15 protein-coding genes are annotated in these 18,385 nt (G+C 39.9%); 8 read left to right on the top strand and 7 right to left on the bottom strand.

What is annotated here, in order from left to right:
- The first annotated feature begins 4 nt into the window (after positions 1–4).
- Positions 5–1,906 (top strand): DNA topoisomerase IV subunit B, encoded by a 1,902-nt coding sequence (gene parE, locus ACMZOO_RS01895; RefSeq protein WP_440905065.1) that lies wholly within the window; start codon positions 5–7, stop codon positions 1,904–1,906.
- A gap of 38 nt (positions 1,907–1,944) precedes the next feature.
- On the opposite strand, the gene ACMZOO_RS01890 is transcribed toward parE, so the two are convergent.
- From ACMZOO_RS01890 to nhaD, 3 genes are all read right to left on the bottom strand, one after another.
- Positions 1,945–2,451, bottom strand: a complete 507-nt coding sequence (locus ACMZOO_RS01890) for a DUF1439 domain-containing protein (protein ID WP_440905063.1) — start codon at positions 2,449–2,451, stop codon at positions 1,945–1,947.
- Between the two features lie 16 nt (positions 2,452–2,467).
- Complete coding sequence (locus ACMZOO_RS01885) at positions 2,468–3,508, bottom strand: succinylglutamate desuccinylase/aspartoacylase family protein (RefSeq protein WP_440905061.1); 1,041 nt, start codon at positions 3,506–3,508, stop codon at positions 2,468–2,470.
- Between the two features lie 195 nt (positions 3,509–3,703).
- Complete coding sequence (gene nhaD, locus ACMZOO_RS01880; protein WP_440906326.1) at positions 3,704–5,167, bottom strand: sodium:proton antiporter NhaD; 1,464 nt, start codon at positions 5,165–5,167, stop codon at positions 3,704–3,706.
- Positions 5,168–5,508: 341 nt separating this feature from the next.
- Between nhaD and ACMZOO_RS01875 the strand changes: the two genes are divergently transcribed.
- The 3 genes from ACMZOO_RS01875 to ACMZOO_RS01865 are packed head-to-tail and all read left to right on the top strand — an operon-like array spanning position 5,509 to position 11,238.
- On the top strand, positions 5,509–6,939 hold the full coding sequence (locus ACMZOO_RS01875; RefSeq protein ID WP_440905059.1) for a TolC family protein: 1,431 nt from the start codon (positions 5,509–5,511) through the stop codon (positions 6,937–6,939).
- Positions 6,929–8,134, top strand: coding sequence for an efflux RND transporter periplasmic adaptor subunit (locus ACMZOO_RS01870; RefSeq protein WP_440905057.1), 1,206 nt, complete (start codon positions 6,929–6,931; stop codon positions 8,132–8,134). The genes ACMZOO_RS01875 and ACMZOO_RS01870 overlap by 11 nt, the downstream gene beginning before the upstream one ends.
- Positions 8,131–11,238 (top strand): efflux RND transporter permease subunit, encoded by a 3,108-nt coding sequence (locus tag ACMZOO_RS01865; RefSeq protein WP_440905056.1) that lies wholly within the window; start codon positions 8,131–8,133, stop codon positions 11,236–11,238. Before ACMZOO_RS01870 ends, ACMZOO_RS01865 begins: the two co-directional genes overlap by 4 nt.
- Before the next feature lie 29 nt (positions 11,239–11,267).
- Here ACMZOO_RS01865 and ACMZOO_RS01860 read toward each other — a convergent pair whose 3' ends face one another.
- The 3 genes from ACMZOO_RS01860 to fldB all read right to left on the bottom strand — a co-directional run bounded on the left by ACMZOO_RS01860 (position 11,268) and on the right by fldB (position 13,390).
- A complete protein-coding gene (locus ACMZOO_RS01860) occupies positions 11,268–11,750 on the bottom strand; it encodes a YchJ family protein (RefSeq protein WP_440905055.1) in 483 nt (160 codons plus the stop codon).
- Positions 11,751–11,761: 11 nt separating this feature from the next.
- On the bottom strand, positions 11,762–12,781 hold the full coding sequence (locus ACMZOO_RS01855; RefSeq protein ID WP_440905053.1) for a 6-phosphofructokinase: 1,020 nt from the start codon (positions 12,779–12,781) through the stop codon (positions 11,762–11,764).
- Positions 12,782–12,877: 96 nt separating this feature from the next.
- Positions 12,878–13,390, bottom strand: a complete 513-nt coding sequence (gene fldB, locus ACMZOO_RS01850) for a flavodoxin FldB (protein ID WP_440905052.1) — start codon at positions 13,388–13,390, stop codon at positions 12,878–12,880.
- 69 nt (positions 13,391–13,459) lie between these two features.
- On the opposite strand from fldB, the gene ACMZOO_RS01845 reads away from it, so the two are divergent.
- From ACMZOO_RS01845 to ACMZOO_RS01835, 3 genes are all read left to right on the top strand, one after another.
- Positions 13,460–13,942, top strand: coding sequence for a methylated-DNA--[protein]-cysteine S-methyltransferase (locus ACMZOO_RS01845; protein ID WP_440905050.1), 483 nt, complete (start codon positions 13,460–13,462; stop codon positions 13,940–13,942).
- Positions 13,920–14,834, top strand: a complete 915-nt coding sequence (gene xerD / locus ACMZOO_RS01840; RefSeq protein WP_440905049.1) for a site-specific tyrosine recombinase XerD — start codon at positions 13,920–13,922, stop codon at positions 14,832–14,834. The genes ACMZOO_RS01845 and xerD overlap by 23 nt, the downstream gene beginning before the upstream one ends.
- A 124-nt stretch (positions 14,835–14,958) precedes the next feature.
- Positions 14,959–15,429: a Dps family protein gene (locus tag ACMZOO_RS01835; protein ID WP_440906325.1), complete on the top strand. Its 471-nt coding sequence runs from the start codon at positions 14,959–14,961 to the stop codon at positions 15,427–15,429.
- Between the two features lie 54 nt (positions 15,430–15,483).
- Here ACMZOO_RS01835 and ACMZOO_RS01830 read toward each other — a convergent pair whose 3' ends face one another.
- A complete protein-coding gene (locus ACMZOO_RS01830; protein ID WP_440905047.1) occupies positions 15,484–16,020 on the bottom strand; it encodes a DUF2062 domain-containing protein in 537 nt (178 codons plus the stop codon).
- Positions 16,021–16,055: 35 nt separating this feature from the next.
- Between ACMZOO_RS01830 and ACMZOO_RS01825 the strand changes: the two genes are divergently transcribed.
- Positions 16,056–18,383, top strand: coding sequence for a DNA internalization-related competence protein ComEC/Rec2 (locus tag ACMZOO_RS01825; RefSeq protein WP_440905046.1), 2,328 nt, complete (start codon positions 16,056–16,058; stop codon positions 18,381–18,383).
- Positions 18,384–18,385: the final 2 nt, after the last annotated feature.

Raw genomic sequence — 18,385 nt, 5'->3', positions numbered from 1 at the left:
TTATATGTCTCAACAATATAACGCAGAAGCGATTGAAGTATTAAGTGGTTTAGAGCCAGTACGTCGCCGTCCTGGCATGTACACTGATACACAAAGACCAAACCATTTAGGCCAAGAAGTTATAGATAACTCGGTTGACGAAGCTATGGCGGGTCATGCGAATCAAATTAAAGTGATTTTGCATGAAGACCAGTCGTTAGAAGTTTCAGATAATGGCCGAGGTATGCCGGTTGATATTCACCCAGAAGAAGGTGTGCCGGGTGTTGAACTTATTTTAACTAAGCTACATGCAGGTGGTAAATTTTCCGGGAAAAACTATCAATTTTCTGGTGGTTTACACGGGGTTGGTGTTTCTGTTGTAAATGCGTTATCAACTCGTGTTGAAGTAACAGTTAGACGTGACGGCACTGTTTATCAAATTGCTTTTGAAAATGGCGACAAGGTTTCTGACTTAACTGAAATTGGCACTTGTGGGAAACGCAATACAGGTACTAGTGTACATTTTTGGCCTGATGCGAGCTTTTTTGACTCAGCTAAATTTAGCGTTAGTAAATTAATTCATGTACTCAAAGCTAAAGCGGTTTTATGCCCAGGTTTAGAAATAGAGTTTCAAGATAAAATCAACAAAGAAACACATAAATGGTGTTTCCAAGATGGTTTACGCGATTATTTAACCAGTTCAGTTGAAGGGTTTGAAACCCAACCTAAAGTGCCATTTACCGGTGAGTTTGCCAGTAAAACCGAAGCGGCTGAATGGGCTGTTACTTGGTTAGTAGAAGGTGGAGAAGGGGTTTACGAAAGTTATGTAAACTTAATTCCAACTGCTCAAGGTGGTACGCACGTTAATGGTTTACGCCAAGGTTTGTTAGATGCAGTGCGTGAATTTTGTGAATTTAGAAATTTAATTCCACGCGGAGTAAAACTGACGCCAGAAGATGTCTGGGACAGATGTAGTTATATTCTGTCGGTAAAAATGCAAGATCCGCAGTTTGCTGGGCAAACCAAAGAAAAGTTATCGTCTCGTCAATGTTCTGCATTTGTTTCTGGTGTAGTTAAAGATGCCTTTAGTTTGTGGTTAAACGAACATACAGATGTCGCAGAATTATTGGTAGAAACCTTTATTTCCAATGCGCAAAAACGTATGCGTGCTGCGAAAAAAGTTGTGCGTAAAAAGGTTACATCTGGCCCTGCATTACCGGGTAAATTAACAGATTGTAGTTCGCAAGATTCTGGCCGCTCAGAGCTATTTTTGGTAGAGGGTGACTCAGCCGGTGGTTCAGCTAAACAAGCGCGCGATCGTGAGTTCCAAGCTATCATGCCGCTGCGCGGTAAAATTTTGAATACTTGGGAAGTGGACTCAGGACAAATTTTATCCTCACAAGAAATTCACGATATTTCTGTCGCTATAGGTATGGATCCTGATAGTACAGATTTATCAGGGTTACGTTACGACAAAGTTTGTATCTTAGCCGATGCTGACTCGGATGGCTTGCACATAGCAACGCTTTTATGTGCTCTGTTTGTTAAACACTTTAAACCTATGGTTGAAGCAGGGCATGTATACGTTGCTATGCCGCCGCTATATCGTATTGATGTAGGCAAAGAAGTTTATTACGCACTGGATGAAGATGAGAAAAACGGCATTCTCGACCGTATAGAAGCCGAGAAAAAACGTGGCAAAATTAACGTACAGCGCTTTAAAGGTTTGGGTGAAATGAACCCATTACAATTGCGCGAAACGACTATGGACCCGAATACACGCCGTTTAGTGCAACTAACCATAGATGAAAGCCCTGCAACTTTTGAGTTAATGGATATGCTACTAGCGAAAAAACGCAGTGGTGATAGAAAAGTTTGGTTAGAGCAAAAGGGTGACCAAGCAGAAATTTTGGCTAGCCAAGCGTAAGAATATATTCGACACTCGGGATCTAGTATCCCGAGTGGTTATATTTCAATTAAAATACTGCTTTCTAATACTTCTATTTTATTTGGTTGAATGGTCAGTCCTTGAAAGTTCCACTTTTTAAAATCTAACAACACGATAATCGGCAACGACTGATTAAATGCTTGCTGTAACCAAGTATTAATATCCTTTTTATTAAAACTCGACTCTTTAATATCTGCGTGAATCAGCCTTGGTTCAATAATCTGCAGCTTCTGGCTCGATTTATCATAAGCAATTTCACCGTCAATCGATAATGTACCGCGGATAAAATTGTTTTGCTGCTGCGCATTAATATGCGCGTTTACTTGCAGTCGTTTTTGTTTGCCATTGATCACTAAACTCGCATTACTCAACTGGATATCGGCTTGTTCATAGTTAAACGAAACTGGAAAGTATGCGGTTAACAAGCCATTGATTTGTGATTCATTTAGTTGAATTGAAAAAGAATAAGCTGAATGACTAGCCAGTAACAAACATAGGCTAAATAGCCATTTGGTTAATTTCATCTTTAAAGCATTTTCCTTATTCAAAATCGAGTATTTCGCCTTCGTTTTGTAAGGCGTCGTTCATTTGTTCTATATGTTCAACCACTTCGCCAGGTGCTTCAAAGTTGGCTACGTGGTACATGGCTTCACCTTCTTGTACAAGCGGAATGTTTTGTTTACCGATAATAACGCCACTGCGAGGTGCTAATAAAGGTTCAACAAAGCTGCCGTTTGGGCTACAAATTTCCGCAAGAATTTCACCTTTTTTAACTCGCTCGCCGAGTTTTTTCATATCCCGTACCATGCCACTGGTGTGCGCGCGAACCCAACTACTTGAATAAGCAACAAAAGGTTCTATTTTTTCTGTTTTGGCTTTTTTGCGTTTTGGCACCATGCCAAGTTCAGCCATCACATTCATAATGCCTTTGATGCCAGCTCGTATAGAAAGTTCATCAAAACGCAGTGCTTGTCCTGCTTCATACAATAAAATTTTGGTGCCTTCTTCGGCCGCAATTTGTCTAAGTGAACCGTCGCGCAAATCAGAGTTTAACAATACAGGCACACCAAAGGCGCGAGCTAACATTTGGGTTTCTTCATCAACCAAATTAGCCCGTACTTGTGGATAGTTACTGCGATGAATCGCGCCTGTATGCAAATCTATGCCATAGTCACATTTATGCACAATTTCATTTAAAAACATATGAGCTAATCGCCCAGCTAGTGAACCTTTGGCTGAGCCCGGAAAACTGCGGTTTAAATCACGTCTGTCTGGTAAATAACGGCTTTGATTTAATAAACCATACACATTAACCACGGGAACCGCGATAAGTGTGCCTTTGCTTAATTTGAAGGATTTCTGCAGCAATAAACGGCGGATAATTTCGATACCGTTTAACTCGTCACCATGTATCGCCGCACTAATAAATAAAGTGGGGCCGGGTCTACGAGCACGTATAACTTCTACAGGCATATATAAGTTTGTATCTGAATACAAACTGGCGACGGGTAATTCAAGTTTTACTCGTTTACCTAAGCCTATGTTATGTTCACCAATTGATAGTATGTCGGCCGTTTTCATCTATACAACCCTAGTATTAAAGCGAGATAATTAACGTGGTTATAGCAGATATTAGAAAAAAAGAAATTATAACTTGTGTAAATAAGCGCGAATTTACAGCGACTTACTAAAATTTTCAGTTGTGAGATTGAGAAGAGAAGGGCAATAAGCAAAAAGCTACCTGAAACATGCTTCTTCAGGTAGCTTGGATATAATTTAACCGTTAATCCATAAATGAACCAAAATAGATAGGGCATAACCAAGTGCAATTGCCCAGCTCCATTTTAAATGGCCAAAGAAGGTGTACATACCTTTAGATTGACCCATTAAGGCAACACCTGCGGCAGAACCTACTGACAACAAGCTACCACCCACACCTGCCGTCATAGTCACTAATAACCATTGAGTAACATCCATAGGTGGATTCATTGCAATAACTGCGTACATCACAGGAATATTATCAACGATTGCTGATAAAACACCTGCTGCAATATTGGCGTATGTTGGATCCCAGTTTGTATACATGGCATGTGAAATAAGTGACAAGTAGCCCATAAAACCTAAACCACCAACACACATAACCACACCAAAGAAGAACAATAAAGTGTCCCACTCAGCTTGGGCTACTTTGGTAAATACATCAAATGGTACAACTTGACCCAAACGTTTAATCGCTTTTTCGTCTTTGCGTTTTTCTGCTTCAGAGCGTTTTTTCGCAAGTGATCTTGGTAAACTTCTGCGCAGGTAATAACCAAAGAATTTTAAGTAACCTAAACCTGTCATCATACCTAATACTGGTGGCATACCAAACGAGCTGTGGGCAACAACTGAGGTTGCAATGGTTAGGATGAATAAAAATACGATACGTTTAGCACCACGTTTCATTTCAAATTCTTCACGGATCACTTGGCTTGGCTGTGAACTAATAAACAAGCTCATAATAGTTGCTGGTACAACAAAGTTAACGACAGAAGGGATAAATAACACGAAGAATTGTTCAAAACGCACTAAACCAGCTTGCCAAACCATAAGTGTGGTTATGTCACCAAATGGACTAAATGCACCACCAGCATTGGAAGCAACAACTATATTGATACAGGCTATGTTGATAAAGGCTTTATTACCTTTGGCGACTTTGAGCACAATGGCGCACATTAACATTGCCGTGGTTAAGTTATTGGCAAATGATGAAATTGCAAATGCCATGATACCTGTTAACCAAAATAGGCTACGTAAACTTAAACCTTTTGAAATCATCCAGACACGAATTGCGTCAAATACTTTACGCTCTTCCATCGCATTTATGTAGGTCATAGCAACTAATAAGAATAACAACAGCTCAGCGTATTCTAATAAGTTAACTTCAAATACTTCTTTAGCGACTTCTTGCATGTCGTGTTGGGTGTATATCCAACCGAGCATAAACCAAATAATACCGGCAGCAACTAGCACAGGTTTAGATTTACGCATATGCAAATAGTCTTCAGCTATTACTAAGCTGTAGGCTAAAACGAAGATACCGACAGCTAAATAACCGACCAAATGGTTAGTTAAATTTAATGCGGAATCATGACCAGCTGCGGCTGCCCATAAATTTGGCGAGATAAAAGCTGCAATTGCAGCAAAAACGTAAATTAAGAAATTACGTTTAGTTTGATTGTGTAAAGTTGGATGTGACATATCGAATGTTACTGCCTCAAACATTTGGTGGAACTTAGGGGTATGGCGCGCGACTTTACCACAGTAGCAAGTTTGAAGGTACGGCTAATTTGACATTTTTATGAATTGTTTTGTTTTAAAATGGTGCAATGCACCAAAATGTATTTTTATCTGAGTTTATTGAATTTATTTGTGTAAATATTGTTGTTTTGCTTTGTTTTAGTGCGAAATAAAATGTTAATACTTAAACTTTTTTTGCCGCTAAAGTTTGCTAAAAAGTCGCGGCAAAAATGTAAAGATTGCGTAAACTTAAGCTGACAAGCTTTAAAATTTCTCCCATTTGAATAGGATAGCAAAAAAGTATGACTATAAAATTAGGTAAGTGCCATTTAATGGGTAAAAAACTATTGTTCATTTGTGTTTGCGCCGCGCTGACAGGATGTCAACAAACGGCGGAATACCAGCTATCAAAACAAATTCATCAGCCAGAAAGTTGGCAAACAGATATTGCTGCCAAGGTAGATAATAAGCAGTATTTATACTTAGCGGATTGGTTGCAATCTTCTATGTTAGAAGAGTTGTTAGACCGTGCATTAACTGAAAACTTTGATGTTCAACTAAAACGCTTGGAATTGGCAAAGGCAGAGCAGAGATTAGTTCAGGCGGGTAGTAGTTTATGGCCAGATGCTGATTTGTCATTTCGTAGCTCTCGTGCAAAATCCATAGGCTCTGATGGCGCTGAATATTCAACTTCTTTTAACCCGAGCCTCAGTCTGAGTTATGATATTGATATTTGGGGCAAACTATCTCGTGCGGAACAAATCGCACAACTTAGTTACCAAAAAGCGAAAATTGATTTAGAAAGTGCCGAATTAAACTTAGTCACTCAAGTAACTCAACTCTGGTTTAACAAAGCGGCCCAAGTCCAAACTTATCAGCTACTGCAGAAACGTTTTGAAAATGTGCAAAGTAACTTGGATATTATCGAAAATGGTTATAAAAGTGGGCTAAATTCGGCGTTAGATGTGTATTTAACCCGCAACAGTTTAGAGAGCGAAAAGTCAACTTTAGTCCAACAACAGCAAGCAATTGAAGCTACCAATCGCAGATTACAAGTATTATTGGGTAATTATCCACTTAAAGAATTGCAAACCGATATCAACCTTGATGATTTATCTTACCAATTTCCGAATGAACTGCCGTCAGAGTTGATTAAAGCTCGTCCAGACATTAAACAAGCTTGGATAAATGTGCTGATTGACGATGCGTATTTAGCAATTGCACATAAAAATCGTTTCCCAGGTATTCGCCTGACAGCTGACTTATCTGATAGGAAAAGCAGTTTAGCTGACTTATTCAGTGGCAGTTTAGTTTGGTCGTTAAGTGCCTCTATTACCCAGCCTTTATTTAGAGCGGGTGAATTAAAAGCAGAACAAATGATAGCTGAATTAAATCTCAAACAAACTGAAGTGACTTATGTTAAAGCTTTATACACAGCGTTTGAGAGTGTTGAATTAGCCTTGGCTGATTACCAAAGTTTGCGTCAACGTTTGCTCCACAGTGAAAATTCAAAAGTGAATGCAGAAAAAGCTGAACAGTTGGCTTTTGAGCAATACCTTGCCGGTATAAGCAGTTACGCAACCTACCTTGAAGCCCAACGTCGCGCGTTTAATGCTAATAGTGATGTTATCGGCTTAAAACGAGATATTATTTTAAATCAAATTGAACTCCATCAAGCGCTTGGTGGGGATTATGCAGTTGCCAGTTTACGAGGAGACTCGGGTGTCGAATAATTCTAAAAAATACATTTTGCCTGCTATTTTAGTGCTTGTTATCGCAGCGATTATTGTTGGGTTAAATATCTTTAAACCACAAGCAAAACGTGGTGCACCACCTCAGGTTGTTAATATCACAGTAGATGTAAGTGAAATTAAACCTGCGCCATATCAAATTGAAATTGAATCTTACGGTTTAATTGCCCCGCGCATTCAAACTCAGTTGTCTTCACAGGTGAGTGGCAAAATTATTTTTGTTGCTGATGCTGTGCGCAGTGGTGGCTTTTTTAATAAAGGTGACTTGTTGATTGAAATTGAAGACGTTGATTATGTTGCGTCAGTTCAAGCTGCTTATGCAAATATGGTAGAAGCAGAGCAAGCATATAAACAGCAGCAAGCCCAAGCTGAACAAGCAAAACAAGACTGGCAGCGACTAGGTAAATCTGGTGAACCCTCTGATTTGGTGTTGCGCAAACCACAACTTGCCGCAGCAAAAGCTAAATTTGATTCAACCAGTGCTCAGCATAAAAAAGCGCAATTAGATTTAGCTCGAACTAAAATTTATGCACCTTTTGATGGCCGTGTATTGTCGCTTAAAGTTGACGTTGCCAAAGTGGTTGGAGCAAATGCAGAGTTAGCTGATATTTATGCAACAGATGTATTAGAAGTTAAGTTACCGATTAAAAACAACGAAATTGCTTTGTTGGATTTGCCTGAGCCGCATAAAAAAAATAAAACTGCTAAAGCGAATATTTTGAATACCTTGTTAAGTGAAAAAAATCCGCAAGCTTGGTCGGCTGATATTGTCCGTACCAGTGCTGCAATTGATAGTGATAGCCGTCAGCTCAATGTTGTTGCGCAGATTAAACAGCCATATGCAGCAGAGCATGCTGACAAAATGCCGTTGAAAATTGCTCAATACGTTAAAGCTAAAATTTTTGGTAAAACCATAGATAACGCCATCGTTTTGGACAATAGAGTTATCTATCAAGGCCAGTATGTTTATTTGTATGAAAATGGCACTATTGTGCGCCAGCCAGTTGAAATTCAATGGCAAAATGCAGCAGTGTCTGTTATTGCTAGTGGTTTGTCGGGTGGAGAACAATTGGTTACAACCTCACTAGGTCAATTACCTTCTGGTACTCAAGTTAAGTTGCGCTCTGAGCAAGCTAACAAAGGTAAACCAGCTAAACGTGGTGAGGGTCAACAATGATAGCTTGGTTTGCGCGAAATCATGTAGCGGCAAATATATTGCTTATTTGTATCGCATCAGCCGGTTTGTATAGCTTATTCAATCGTATTCCGCTTGAGGTTTTTCCAACCTTTGCGCCTGATACCATTAGCGTTAATGTGACCTTGCGCGGCTCAACACCAGAAGATTCAGAGCTTGCGGTTGCTAGCCGTATTGAAGAGTCGTTAATTGATTTACAGGGCATAGAAGAAATTCGCAGCCGCAGTACTGAAGGTGGTGTATCAGTAACTGTCGAAGTTGAAGAGGGTTATGATCCACGTATATTATTAGACGACGTTAAAATGCGTGTTGATGCGATTAATACGCTACCAGTCGAAGCCGAAAGACCCATTATCTCGCTAGCTGTGCGCTTACGCGATGTTATTGATGTGACTATATCTGGCAATGTTTCTGAGCGCGAGATTCGCCAATTAGGTGAACGTGTGCGTGACGATTTACTCCGTATTGACGGCATTACTCAAGTTGAACTTGAAGCAGTGCGCAATTATGAAATTGCTATTGAATTAACCCAAGATACCTTACGCAGTTACGACTTAACTTTAAACCAAGTTTCTAATGCGATTCAAAACAGCTCTCTGGATTTATCCGCAGGTAATATTCGCACTTTAGGTGGGGATATTCTAATTCGCTCAAAAGGGCAAGCTTATCGCCAAGATGAATTTGCGCAAATTGTTCTTAAACAACACGCAGATGGCAGTATTCTAACTTTAGGTGATATTGCTAAAATAACCGATGGTTTTGAAGAAACTTCGTTACGTACTCGTTTTGACGGTGAGTTAGCAGCAACTGTTGGGGTAATGCGTGTCGGTAATCAAAGTGCGATTGAAGTTGCCGACAAAGTTAAAGATTACATTGCATCTATGCAAGACAAGCTACCACAGGGCATTACTTTGAGTTATTGGGATGATGACTCAGTTATTGTTAAAAACCGTGTTTCTACGCTTGTGAGTAACGCAGTGCAAGGTGGTATTTTAGTTTTAATTTTATTAGGCATGTTTTTGCGTCCATCCGTCGCTTTTTGGGTATTTTTAGGTATTCCAATCAGCTTTTTAGGTGCCTTTGCCTTAATGCCATTTATTGGCGTAACCTTAAATATTGTTAGTTTATTCGGCTTTATCGTTGTATTGGGTATTGTGGTCGATGATGCCATTGTCACCGGTGAAAATGTCTATAAACATCTAGAAAAAGCCGAAAATGGTTTACAAGCTGCTATTACTGGTACACAAGAGGTTTCAGTGCCAGTGACCTTTGGCGTATTGACCACAGTTGCGGCTTTTGTTCCTTTGTTATTTATCGAAGGCGGCAGAGGACAGATTTTTGCTCAAATTCCTATGGTGGTTATCCCTGTACTCTTGTTTTCTTTAATTGAATCAAAATTTGTTTTGCCAGCGCATCTTAAGTATTTAAAAGTTAGATCACAACGCAATAGCCAAAACAAATTTTCTCAGTTTCAACAAAGATTTGCTGACGGTTTTGAAGCGAGTATTCTTAGATATTACCAACCAATTTTGAAAAAGTGTTTGGCGAATAAATCAACGACTATTGTTGGTTTTGTTGGCATATTGATGATTATCATAGTTGCTGCACAAACTGGTTATACTAAATTTACTTTTTTCCCAAGAATTCCGTCTGAAACTGTCACCGCAAGTTTAGTTATGCCAAGTGGTACACCGTTTGAAGTAACGGATAGACACATAGAGCGTATGACCAAACTGGCACAAGAGATTCAGAAAAAATATGTTGATCCGGTAACAGGCGAAAGTGTGGTTGTGCATATTTTGTCGCAAACCGGCAATGGTGGTAATGCTGCAAACGGACGTGTGCGTTTTGAAATTATGCCACCGGAAAAACGCTCATTAGCCATCAGCAGCCAAGATTTATCACGTGAATGGCGTAGTGCGATTGGTGAAATTGCTGGAGCAGAAGAGCTGACTTTCCGCTCGGAAATTGGTCGAGGTAGTGATCCTATCTCAGTGCAGTTGCGTGGTAACGACTTTGTGCAACTAAACAAAGTTGCTGAAGCGATAAAAGAGCGATTGGCGACTTATCCGGCGGTTTTTGATATTCGTGATTCTATGGCTGACGGTAAAGAAGAGCTACAAATTGAGCTTAAACCAGAAGCACACGTATTAGGCATTAGCCGCTCCGATGTTATTCGCCAAGTTCGCCAAGCCTTTTTTGGTATTCAAGCGCAGCGCATACAACGTGGTAGGGATGATATTCGGGTTATGGTGCGTTTCCCAATTGAAGAGCGGGATTCTATCGCGCAATTATCATCTATGTTAATTACCACCAATTCGGGTACTCAGGTGCCACTTTCTCACGTCGCTTATTTAGTACCAGGTAAAAGCCCAACCGCGATTTATCGCATTGACGGCAACCGAGTATTAAATGTATTAGGTGATGTAGACAAAGAACAAGCGAATATGACGGTATTGATTGCCGATTTGAGCCAGTATATTAAAGGCCTTGTAGAGCAATACCCGGGTGTTACTTATATGTTGGATGGTGAAGCCAAAGAGCAAGCCGAATCCTTCCAGTCGTTAAACTGGGGGTTAATAGGTGTGTGTTTTACCATTTACGCTTTGTTAGCCATTCCGTTGGGCTCGTACGCTAAACCTTTGGTAGTTATGTCTATTATTCCGTTTGGTGCAATAGGAGCAATGTTAGGCCATTGGTTAATGGGCATGGATCTCACCATAATGAGTATTTGGGGCTTGTTGGCTTTACTTGGGGTTGTTGTCAACGATTCACTGGTTTTGGTCGATTATATTGGCAAAGTTAGAAAACGTGGTATGGATGTGTACGAGGCTGTGCTAACGGCAGGGGCGGCGCGTTTCAGACCTGTTATTTTAACTTCGTTAACCACCTTTTTCGGTTTGATGCCGTTATTGTTTGAAAAATCGACCCAAGCACAATTTTTAATCCCTATGGCTGTGTCATTAGCTTTTGGTATTATCTTTGCGACTTTAATCACTCTGTTGCTTGTGCCGGTTAATTATTTGGTTGCTTACCAAATACAACAGGGAATAAAACGGGCTAAATTAGCTTGGGCACAAGCTTAGGTTAGTTTGTTCATTGTGGTGTGGGGAAATTAGCCTGCACCACAACATTTCTTAAATTTCTTACCTGATTGACACGGACAAGGGTCGTTACGGCCTAACTTCAAACTAATAAAGTCACTTTTGCCTTGTTGGTAATACCATTGATTATCCTCAAAAATAAAATCAGATAATTCGTTTAATTGCTGAAATTGGTTTTGCACTTTATAGATAGCGGTAAATTCAACTTGTTGCTGTTTATCATTTAACACTATGTGCTGATGCACTTGTAAGTGCAGGAACTGAGTTTGCTCGGCAAATGCTTGAATATCTTGTTTTAGTCGGCTATCTCGTGTTGCCGGGGCTTGTGTCTGATATAAATAATCAACTGCTTTGGTTGCATAGGCACTGTAGCGAGAGCGCATTAATTGTTCGGCATTTTCTACGGTTTTTTCTGCTTTGATATAAGGTTGGCAGCAGGCTGTAAAAAGCTGCTTGCTGCCGCAAGGACAGAGTTGTTGGTTTAAATCACTCATATGAGTTTAAGTTATAAAGTTTTGGTTTGATTCAGGCATTGTACAACGTCAAAAATATTTTGCTGTATTTTTACTAAATAGGGATCAAGTGCTTTTTGTTCTGAATACACATAATTAAGTTTATGCGCACATTGACGATTGTTAATTTCGCCAACCATAACACCAGACTGGCCTTCGTTAATGATTTCGACAGCGTAAGTACCGAGTTTAGTTGCAAGAATTCTATCGTAAGCGACAGGCGCACCACCGCGCTGTATATGGCCGAGTATACAAGGGCGGCATTCAATGCCAATTTGTTTGGTTAAAGTCTCGGCTAAATCTGTTACACCACCAGGCCACAAATGTTCGGCAATGACCATAATAATGCTAGATTTACCTTTAACTTTGCGCAAGCATTCTACGTGTTGCACTATGCTTTCGAGTTCTAAATGAGGATCTTCAATACTTTCGGGAAAAAGAGCTTGTTCCGCACCGCTGGCAACTGCGCTTGCAAGCGCAATAAAACCTGCGTGTCTGCCCATAACTTCAACTAAAAATATGCGTTCAAACGCATCTGCGGTGTCACGCAATTTATCAATTGAATCGAGCGCAGTATCAATCGCTGTTTGATAGCCTATAGTGTTGTCTGTGCCGCTAAGGTCGTTGTCTATTGTGCCGGGCACACCAATTACTTGGCCATCCCAGTGTTTAGACAGCCTATCTAAACCACGCAACGAACCATCACCACCAATAACAATAAAGGAATCAATTTCATTACGGGTGAGGTTGTTTACCGCTGTGGTGAGGCCTTTGTCTGTGGTAAAAGCTTCACAGCGAGCACTTTTTAAAATTGTGCCACCGAGTTTGATAATATGCTGAACGCTGTCAGCTGTTAACTCTTTATATTCATTTTCAATTAAGCCGTTATAGCCGTGTTTAAAACCTACCACTTGATGGCCATAACGGTTGGCAGCCAAAACTATGGCGCGCACACATGCATTCATGCCCGGTGCATCACCACCGCTGGTAATCACTGCTATTTTTTTTCTCATACTCACTGTCCAATATTAAGCCAATGATAGGTAAATTACTCGTCTCATTAACAATGTAGTTGAGAATTGAGAAAATGGTATGGATCTAAATCAAATTTACTCGGCTATTTGCTGCAAAATTTGCACGCACCAATCTTCAATACGTTGTTGGCTTAAATCAAACTGACGTTCGTCATCTAAGCTCAAACCAACAAACTGACTTTTATCCTCGGTTAATGCTTTTGACGCGGTAAATTCGTAACCCTCATTTGGCCAAAAACCGATAATACGACAATCATTTTGTTTGATTATTTGGTAGAGCATGCCCATTGCGTCTTGAAACCAATCGCCATAATCTTCTTGGTCGCCTTGACCATACAAGGCTAGGGTTTTGCCTGATAGGTCTAATTCTGCAACGTCAGACCAAATTGATTCCCAGTCTTCTTGTAGTTCGCCAAAATCCCAAGTTGAGATGCCAAAGATTATATAATCGTATTGCAAACAATCGCTTAACGGAAAATCTTTAATATTAAAAATATCAACAATGTCGTCGCCGATAAATTGTTGTATTTTTTCTGCTGTCATTTCGGTATAACAGGTAGTAGAGCCGTAAAATAAACCAATTTTCATATTATTTCATAACCCGATAATAAAATTCGCGCTATAGTATCAAACTCAAAGGGAGAATAGGGCAATAATATGCGACCATCTGCACAAGCGATAATCACTACACCAATTGGCAAAATTGCTGTGATGAATAATGAGCAAGCTTTAACCCATGTGGACGTGCATGCTGAAAGTGTTCCTTATACTGTGACGGGTGCGAACAAACTGACAGCTGAGATAGTTGACCAGCTCACTGCATATTTTGCTAAAAAGACCAATCAGTTTGATTTACCTATGCAAATTTCAGGTACTGTGTTTCAAGAAAAAGTTTGGCAAGCGTTAAAAAACATTCCGTTTGGTGCCTGTTTAACTTATGGTGAGTTAGCCAAAGAGGTGAATACCAGCGCTCGGGCTATTGGTGGGGCATGTCGTAATAATCCTATTCCTATTGTAATTCCTTGCCACAGAATTGTTGCCGCTAACGGCATAGGTGGTTATTCTGGTCAGTGGCGTTTAGGCCATAAAGTTGATGTAAAGCGTTGGTTGTTAAAGCATGAGCAAAGCGAAAAAGCCTGAGCAAGCTGAATTAGATTTAATTGAGCGATTTATTCATTTTTTATTATTTGAAAAAGGCTTAAGTGATAATACTCGCCAAGCTTACCAGTCTGATTTAATTCAATTTGCCAGTTACTGCGCTGATGCGCCATGCGATTTTTATGCTGTCACGCGAGAACTGGTGCAAGCTTATCTTGTGTATTTAACTGAAAATGGCGTCAAACAGCGTAGCGCTGCACGCAAATTTAGTAGTATCAAAAAGTTTTATAAATACCTGATTGGTGAAAAATTAATTGAGCGCGACCCGTGCCAGTTTGTTAAGCCCCCCAAATTATCTATCTATTTACCTAAAACCATCACTGAACAAGACGTAAACGCTTTGTTAGATGCGCCAAGCGAAGAAGATACTATTGAATTACGCGACAAAGCCATGCTCGAATTATTGTATGCAACAGGCCTGCGGGTAACCGAGCTAGTGGGGTTAACCTTTCAACAAGTAAATGTTGAGCTTGGTGTGGTGCGGGTAATAGGTAAAGGCAATAAAGAACGTTTGGTGCCTATGGGCGAGTTGGCGCAAGATTTAATTACTAAGTATCTAACTTACGCGCGGCCTGAACTGAATAAACAACAAAGTGAAGTATTGTTTTTAAGTAACCGCAGTGTGCAAATGACTCGGCAAACCTTTTGGCACCGTATCAAACATTATTGTTTACGTGTGGGTATTAGTACGGATATTTCGCCGCATACTTTACGTCATGCTTTTGCAACTCATTTAGTTAATCATGGGGCTGACTTGCGCGTTGTGCAGTCTCTATTAGGCCACAGTGATTTATCCACCACGCAAATTTATACCCATGTGGCTAAATTGCGTTTGCAGCAGTTACATCAAGCCCATCATCCAAGATCAGGTTGAAACCAATTGGAAAAAAATCTATTACAACAATTGATTTTTCCGGTTTGAGACCAATGTCTATTTATACCATTATTATCTCAACCTAAACGCGGGATAAGATTTAATTAAGTAAATTGGAGAACTTATTATGAGCATTGATATTGGTATTAACGAACAAGACAGAGTTGCAGTTGCTGAAGGACTAAAAAGATTATTAGCCGACTCTTATACCTTATACCTACAAACACACAATTTTCATTGGAATGTAACAGGCGCACAATTTCGTGAACTACATTTAATGTTTGAAGAGCATTACACTGAATTAGCTGTTGCGGTAGATGATATCGCAGAACGTATTCGTACTTTAGGCGTGTATGCACCTGGCACATATAAAGCATTTGCCCAGCTAAGTTCAATTGAAGAAGTAGATGATATTCCATCTGGCAGCGCTATGGTTGAGATATTAACCAAAAGCCACGAGCAAGTTGTGAAAACAGCGCGTCAAGTTCTAAAAACTGCGCAAGACGCTAACGATGAATCAAGTGCTGCGTTGGTGTCGGATAGAATGCGAATTCATGAGAAAACCGCGTGGATGTTGCGAGCAATGAACGCTTAAACACTTGGTTTTCGATACTAGGGCAAGTAATCAAGGTTACTTGCCTTGTTTAAACTAGGCTTGGCTATTTTGTTTGTGTTTACGCATTTCCAAGCGTTTTTGCCAGTTTGACTTAACATTAGAGCGCCACAGTACGTTCATAGTTAAATAGCCAATCACTGAAAACGTGACTGCACAAATAGCACTTCCGGTCATTAATGCGGGGCCTATAGTCGACATACTTTCAACTAAAAAATCCCAACTTAATTCAAAATTAAAGTCTTGGCTTTCTTGGCCTAAAACAAATGTGCCGAGTAGGTAGCAACCAAAAAATATCGGTGGTATGGTGAAAGGGTTAGTTATCCAAACTAAACCTACTGCCAGAGGTAAATTAACTCTAAATAAAATTGCCCCAGCGGCGGATAACCACATTTGAAATGGAACAGGAATAAAAGCATTAAATAAGCCAACAGCAAATGCACCCGCAACGGATTTTCTATTCAGGTGCCAAAGGTTTGCATCGTGCAACAGAGTACCAAAAATCTTCAGTGATTTTTGATTCTTAATTGTATGGTGATCTGGCAGATACCTTTGGATAAATTTCTTTGGCATATATTGTTATAGTCCACTTATATTAGGGTTAACACATGGAAGCGTGCCTGCTAAGTTTTATTGTTGGGAATATTCTAGCCAACAACTTGCCGATTCTATTCAACGTAAATGAATTATTAGTGACAATGCTAATAATTGGTTGTGCAATTATACTGCGTTACTACAAAATTGCATCTGTGCTAATTGGCTTGTGTTCAGTATCAGTATTTATGCAGTGGCAAAGTTTATCGCCAATTGTTGCGAATAATCAAGCCCAAAGCCTAGTGATTCAGGCGCAAATTGAACAATTACCTGTACAAACTTTAGCTGGTGGCAAAAGCCAGCAAAAAATTAATGTGGCAGTAAATTGTATCTATCAGGCTGAAGCTTGTTTTCAAGCATTTTGGCAGCCAACAAGCAAACTCCGTTTGAGTTACTATCGCGCTGAGCCGTTACTGCAATTAGGTCAGCGAGTTAAACTCAAAGTTAAAATTAAACCAGCGACAAGTTTTAATAATCAGGCTGGTTTTGATTTTAAAAAATGGCTGTTTGGACAAAAAATTTTTGCCACAGGTTATATACAGCAGGTTGAAGTTTTATCTGACCAGTCATCACTCAAACACATATGGCACAGCCAATTGCAAAAGCTGTTTGTTGATTTTCAATTTGGCGATTTGATGTTGGCTTTAACAACGGGCGACAGGTCATGGATTGAGCAAAACTGGGATGTTTTGAAAAATACCGGCACGGCACATTTGTTGGCAATTTCTGGGCTGCACATAGGATTGGTTTTTCTCTGGTGTTATTGGCTAGTGTTGTTGATTTTATTGCCCATGCGTACCTCACATTATTTTACCTATCAAACATTAGCTAAAGTAACAGCCTTGATGATGATTTGGTTGTTTGTATATTTTTGTCAGCAATCTATTCCAATTGTTCGTGCTGCAATATTTATCAGTGTTTGGGTAAGTCTTAGTTTGTTCAGGCTAAATTGGTCTAGCCATCAACGTTTTGTGGTTGCTTTGTTTGTTGTATTGCTGTTGCTACCGTTAAGCCCGTTGAGTATTTCGTTTTGGTTAAGTTTTATTGCAGTGGCTTGCGTATTGTTAGTTTGGCGCTGTATGCAACTATTTTCGCTAGACCAACACAATCTTTGTTTACGCATTATTTATCTGCAAACGGGTATTAGCCTTTTATTATTACCCACCCAAGTGGTGTTTTTTCAATTAATTCCCACAGGCAGTTTATTGGCTAACTTAATCGCGATTCCTTGGGTCACTTTTATTATTTTACCGTTATTAATGTTTGCATTGATGTGCCTTGTGGTTATTCCGGCTTTATCTTTGCCGCTGGTGTGGCTTGCCGACAAAAATTTAACTTGGTTATTTGAGTCTTTAGCTTGGTTTGAAGGTCATTTTGTGGCATTAAACGCAAGCCAGCTATCGCTGATTTTTGTTGTATTAATACCCGCCGGATTTTTGTTTGTGTATTTATTAAGATATATGGCACTAGTTAGGCGGAAACTCATGTTGGCTGGACTGGCGCTTATTCCGCTAGCTGTTGCTGTAAGTTTTCAACTACAGCAGCATAACAAAGGCTGGCGGTTACATATGTTGGATGTTGGTCAAGGTTTGGCCATATTGTTAGAGGACGGTACATCCGCTGTGTTATACGACACTGGTGATAGGTTTAATTCGGGCTTCAATTTGTTCGAAGCTGTGGTGCAGCCAGTGTTAATTGCGCGTGGTTTATCGCTTGAGCAGGTCATAGTAAGCCATGCCGACAAAGACCATGCTGGTGGTTTAGACGCAATTGGCAGATTTTGGCCAGACGCACACATATATCAGGGCAAAGTAGGCTGTGAGCAAGTCAATCAACAAAATTGGTTAAATTTAACTTGGTTTAGTTGGCAAAATGTTTTGGCTGACAATAAAAACAATGCGTCTTGTGTCGTTTGTATTTCAGATACGCAGCATAAAGTTTGTTTAACTGGTGATATTGAGCAGCAAACTGAATCTTGGTTATTAACACAAAGTCAGTTCAGCCAATTGTTACCCTTGGATGTGCTGTTAATCGCCCATCATGGTAGTCGAACTTCAAGCACAGAAAACTTTATTAAAGCGAGCCAGGCCGAATATGCCTTGATTAGTCGCGGTGCCCTTAACCGCTTTAACCATCCACACCCACAAGTTATTGAGGTTTTACAGCGAAATTCTCAAGTTATTATTGATTCAGCTGTGGATGGCCAAAGCATATTTTATTTTAATCCAGATACTGAAATTGAGGTTAAAAGTGAGTTAGCCGGAATTTACTTACCTTGGTATAAACAATCAATTAAGCAGGCGTCTGGCAAATTAAGCGCATTTAGGGATGATCTTTTGTAATG

It is taken from the genome of Catenovulum sp. SX2 (genome assembly GCF_052056295.1).
Lineage (GTDB): Bacteria > Pseudomonadota > Gammaproteobacteria > Enterobacterales > Alteromonadaceae > Catenovulum.
This window is presented reverse-complemented; position numbering and strand designations above follow the sequence as displayed.

Excerpts from the sequence above, each read along its gene's own strand:
- parE (WP_440905065.1), top strand. The coding sequence starts at position 5 with ATGTCTCAACAATATAACGCAGAAGCGATTGAAGTATTAAGTGGTTTA.
- ACMZOO_RS01890 (WP_440905063.1), bottom strand. The coding sequence starts at position 2,451 with ATGAAATTAACCAAATGGCTATTTAGCCTATGTTTGTTACTGGCTAGT.
- ACMZOO_RS01885 (WP_440905061.1), bottom strand. The coding sequence starts at position 3,508 with ATGAAAACGGCCGACATACTATCAATTGGTGAACATAACATAGGCTTA.
- nhaD (WP_440906326.1), bottom strand. The coding sequence starts at position 5,167 with ATGTCACATCCAACTTTACACAATCAAACTAAACGTAATTTCTTAATT.
- ACMZOO_RS01875 (WP_440905059.1), top strand. The coding sequence starts at position 5,509 with ATGACTATAAAATTAGGTAAGTGCCATTTAATGGGTAAAAAACTATTG.
- ACMZOO_RS01865 (WP_440905056.1), top strand. The coding sequence starts at position 8,131 with ATGATAGCTTGGTTTGCGCGAAATCATGTAGCGGCAAATATATTGCTT.
- ACMZOO_RS01860 (WP_440905055.1), bottom strand. The coding sequence starts at position 11,750 with ATGAGTGATTTAAACCAACAACTCTGTCCTTGCGGCAGCAAGCAGCTT.
- ACMZOO_RS01855 (WP_440905053.1), bottom strand. The coding sequence starts at position 12,781 with ATGAGAAAAAAAATAGCAGTGATTACCAGCGGTGGTGATGCACCGGGC.
- fldB (WP_440905052.1), bottom strand. The coding sequence starts at position 13,390 with ATGAAAATTGGTTTATTTTACGGCTCTACTACCTGTTATACCGAAATG.
- ACMZOO_RS01845 (WP_440905050.1), top strand. The coding sequence starts at position 13,460 with ATGCGACCATCTGCACAAGCGATAATCACTACACCAATTGGCAAAATT.
- xerD (WP_440905049.1), top strand. The coding sequence starts at position 13,920 with ATGAGCAAAGCGAAAAAGCCTGAGCAAGCTGAATTAGATTTAATTGAG.
- ACMZOO_RS01830 (WP_440905047.1), bottom strand. The coding sequence starts at position 16,020 with ATGCCAAAGAAATTTATCCAAAGGTATCTGCCAGATCACCATACAATT.
- ACMZOO_RS01825 (WP_440905046.1), top strand. The coding sequence starts at position 16,056 with ATGGAAGCGTGCCTGCTAAGTTTTATTGTTGGGAATATTCTAGCCAAC.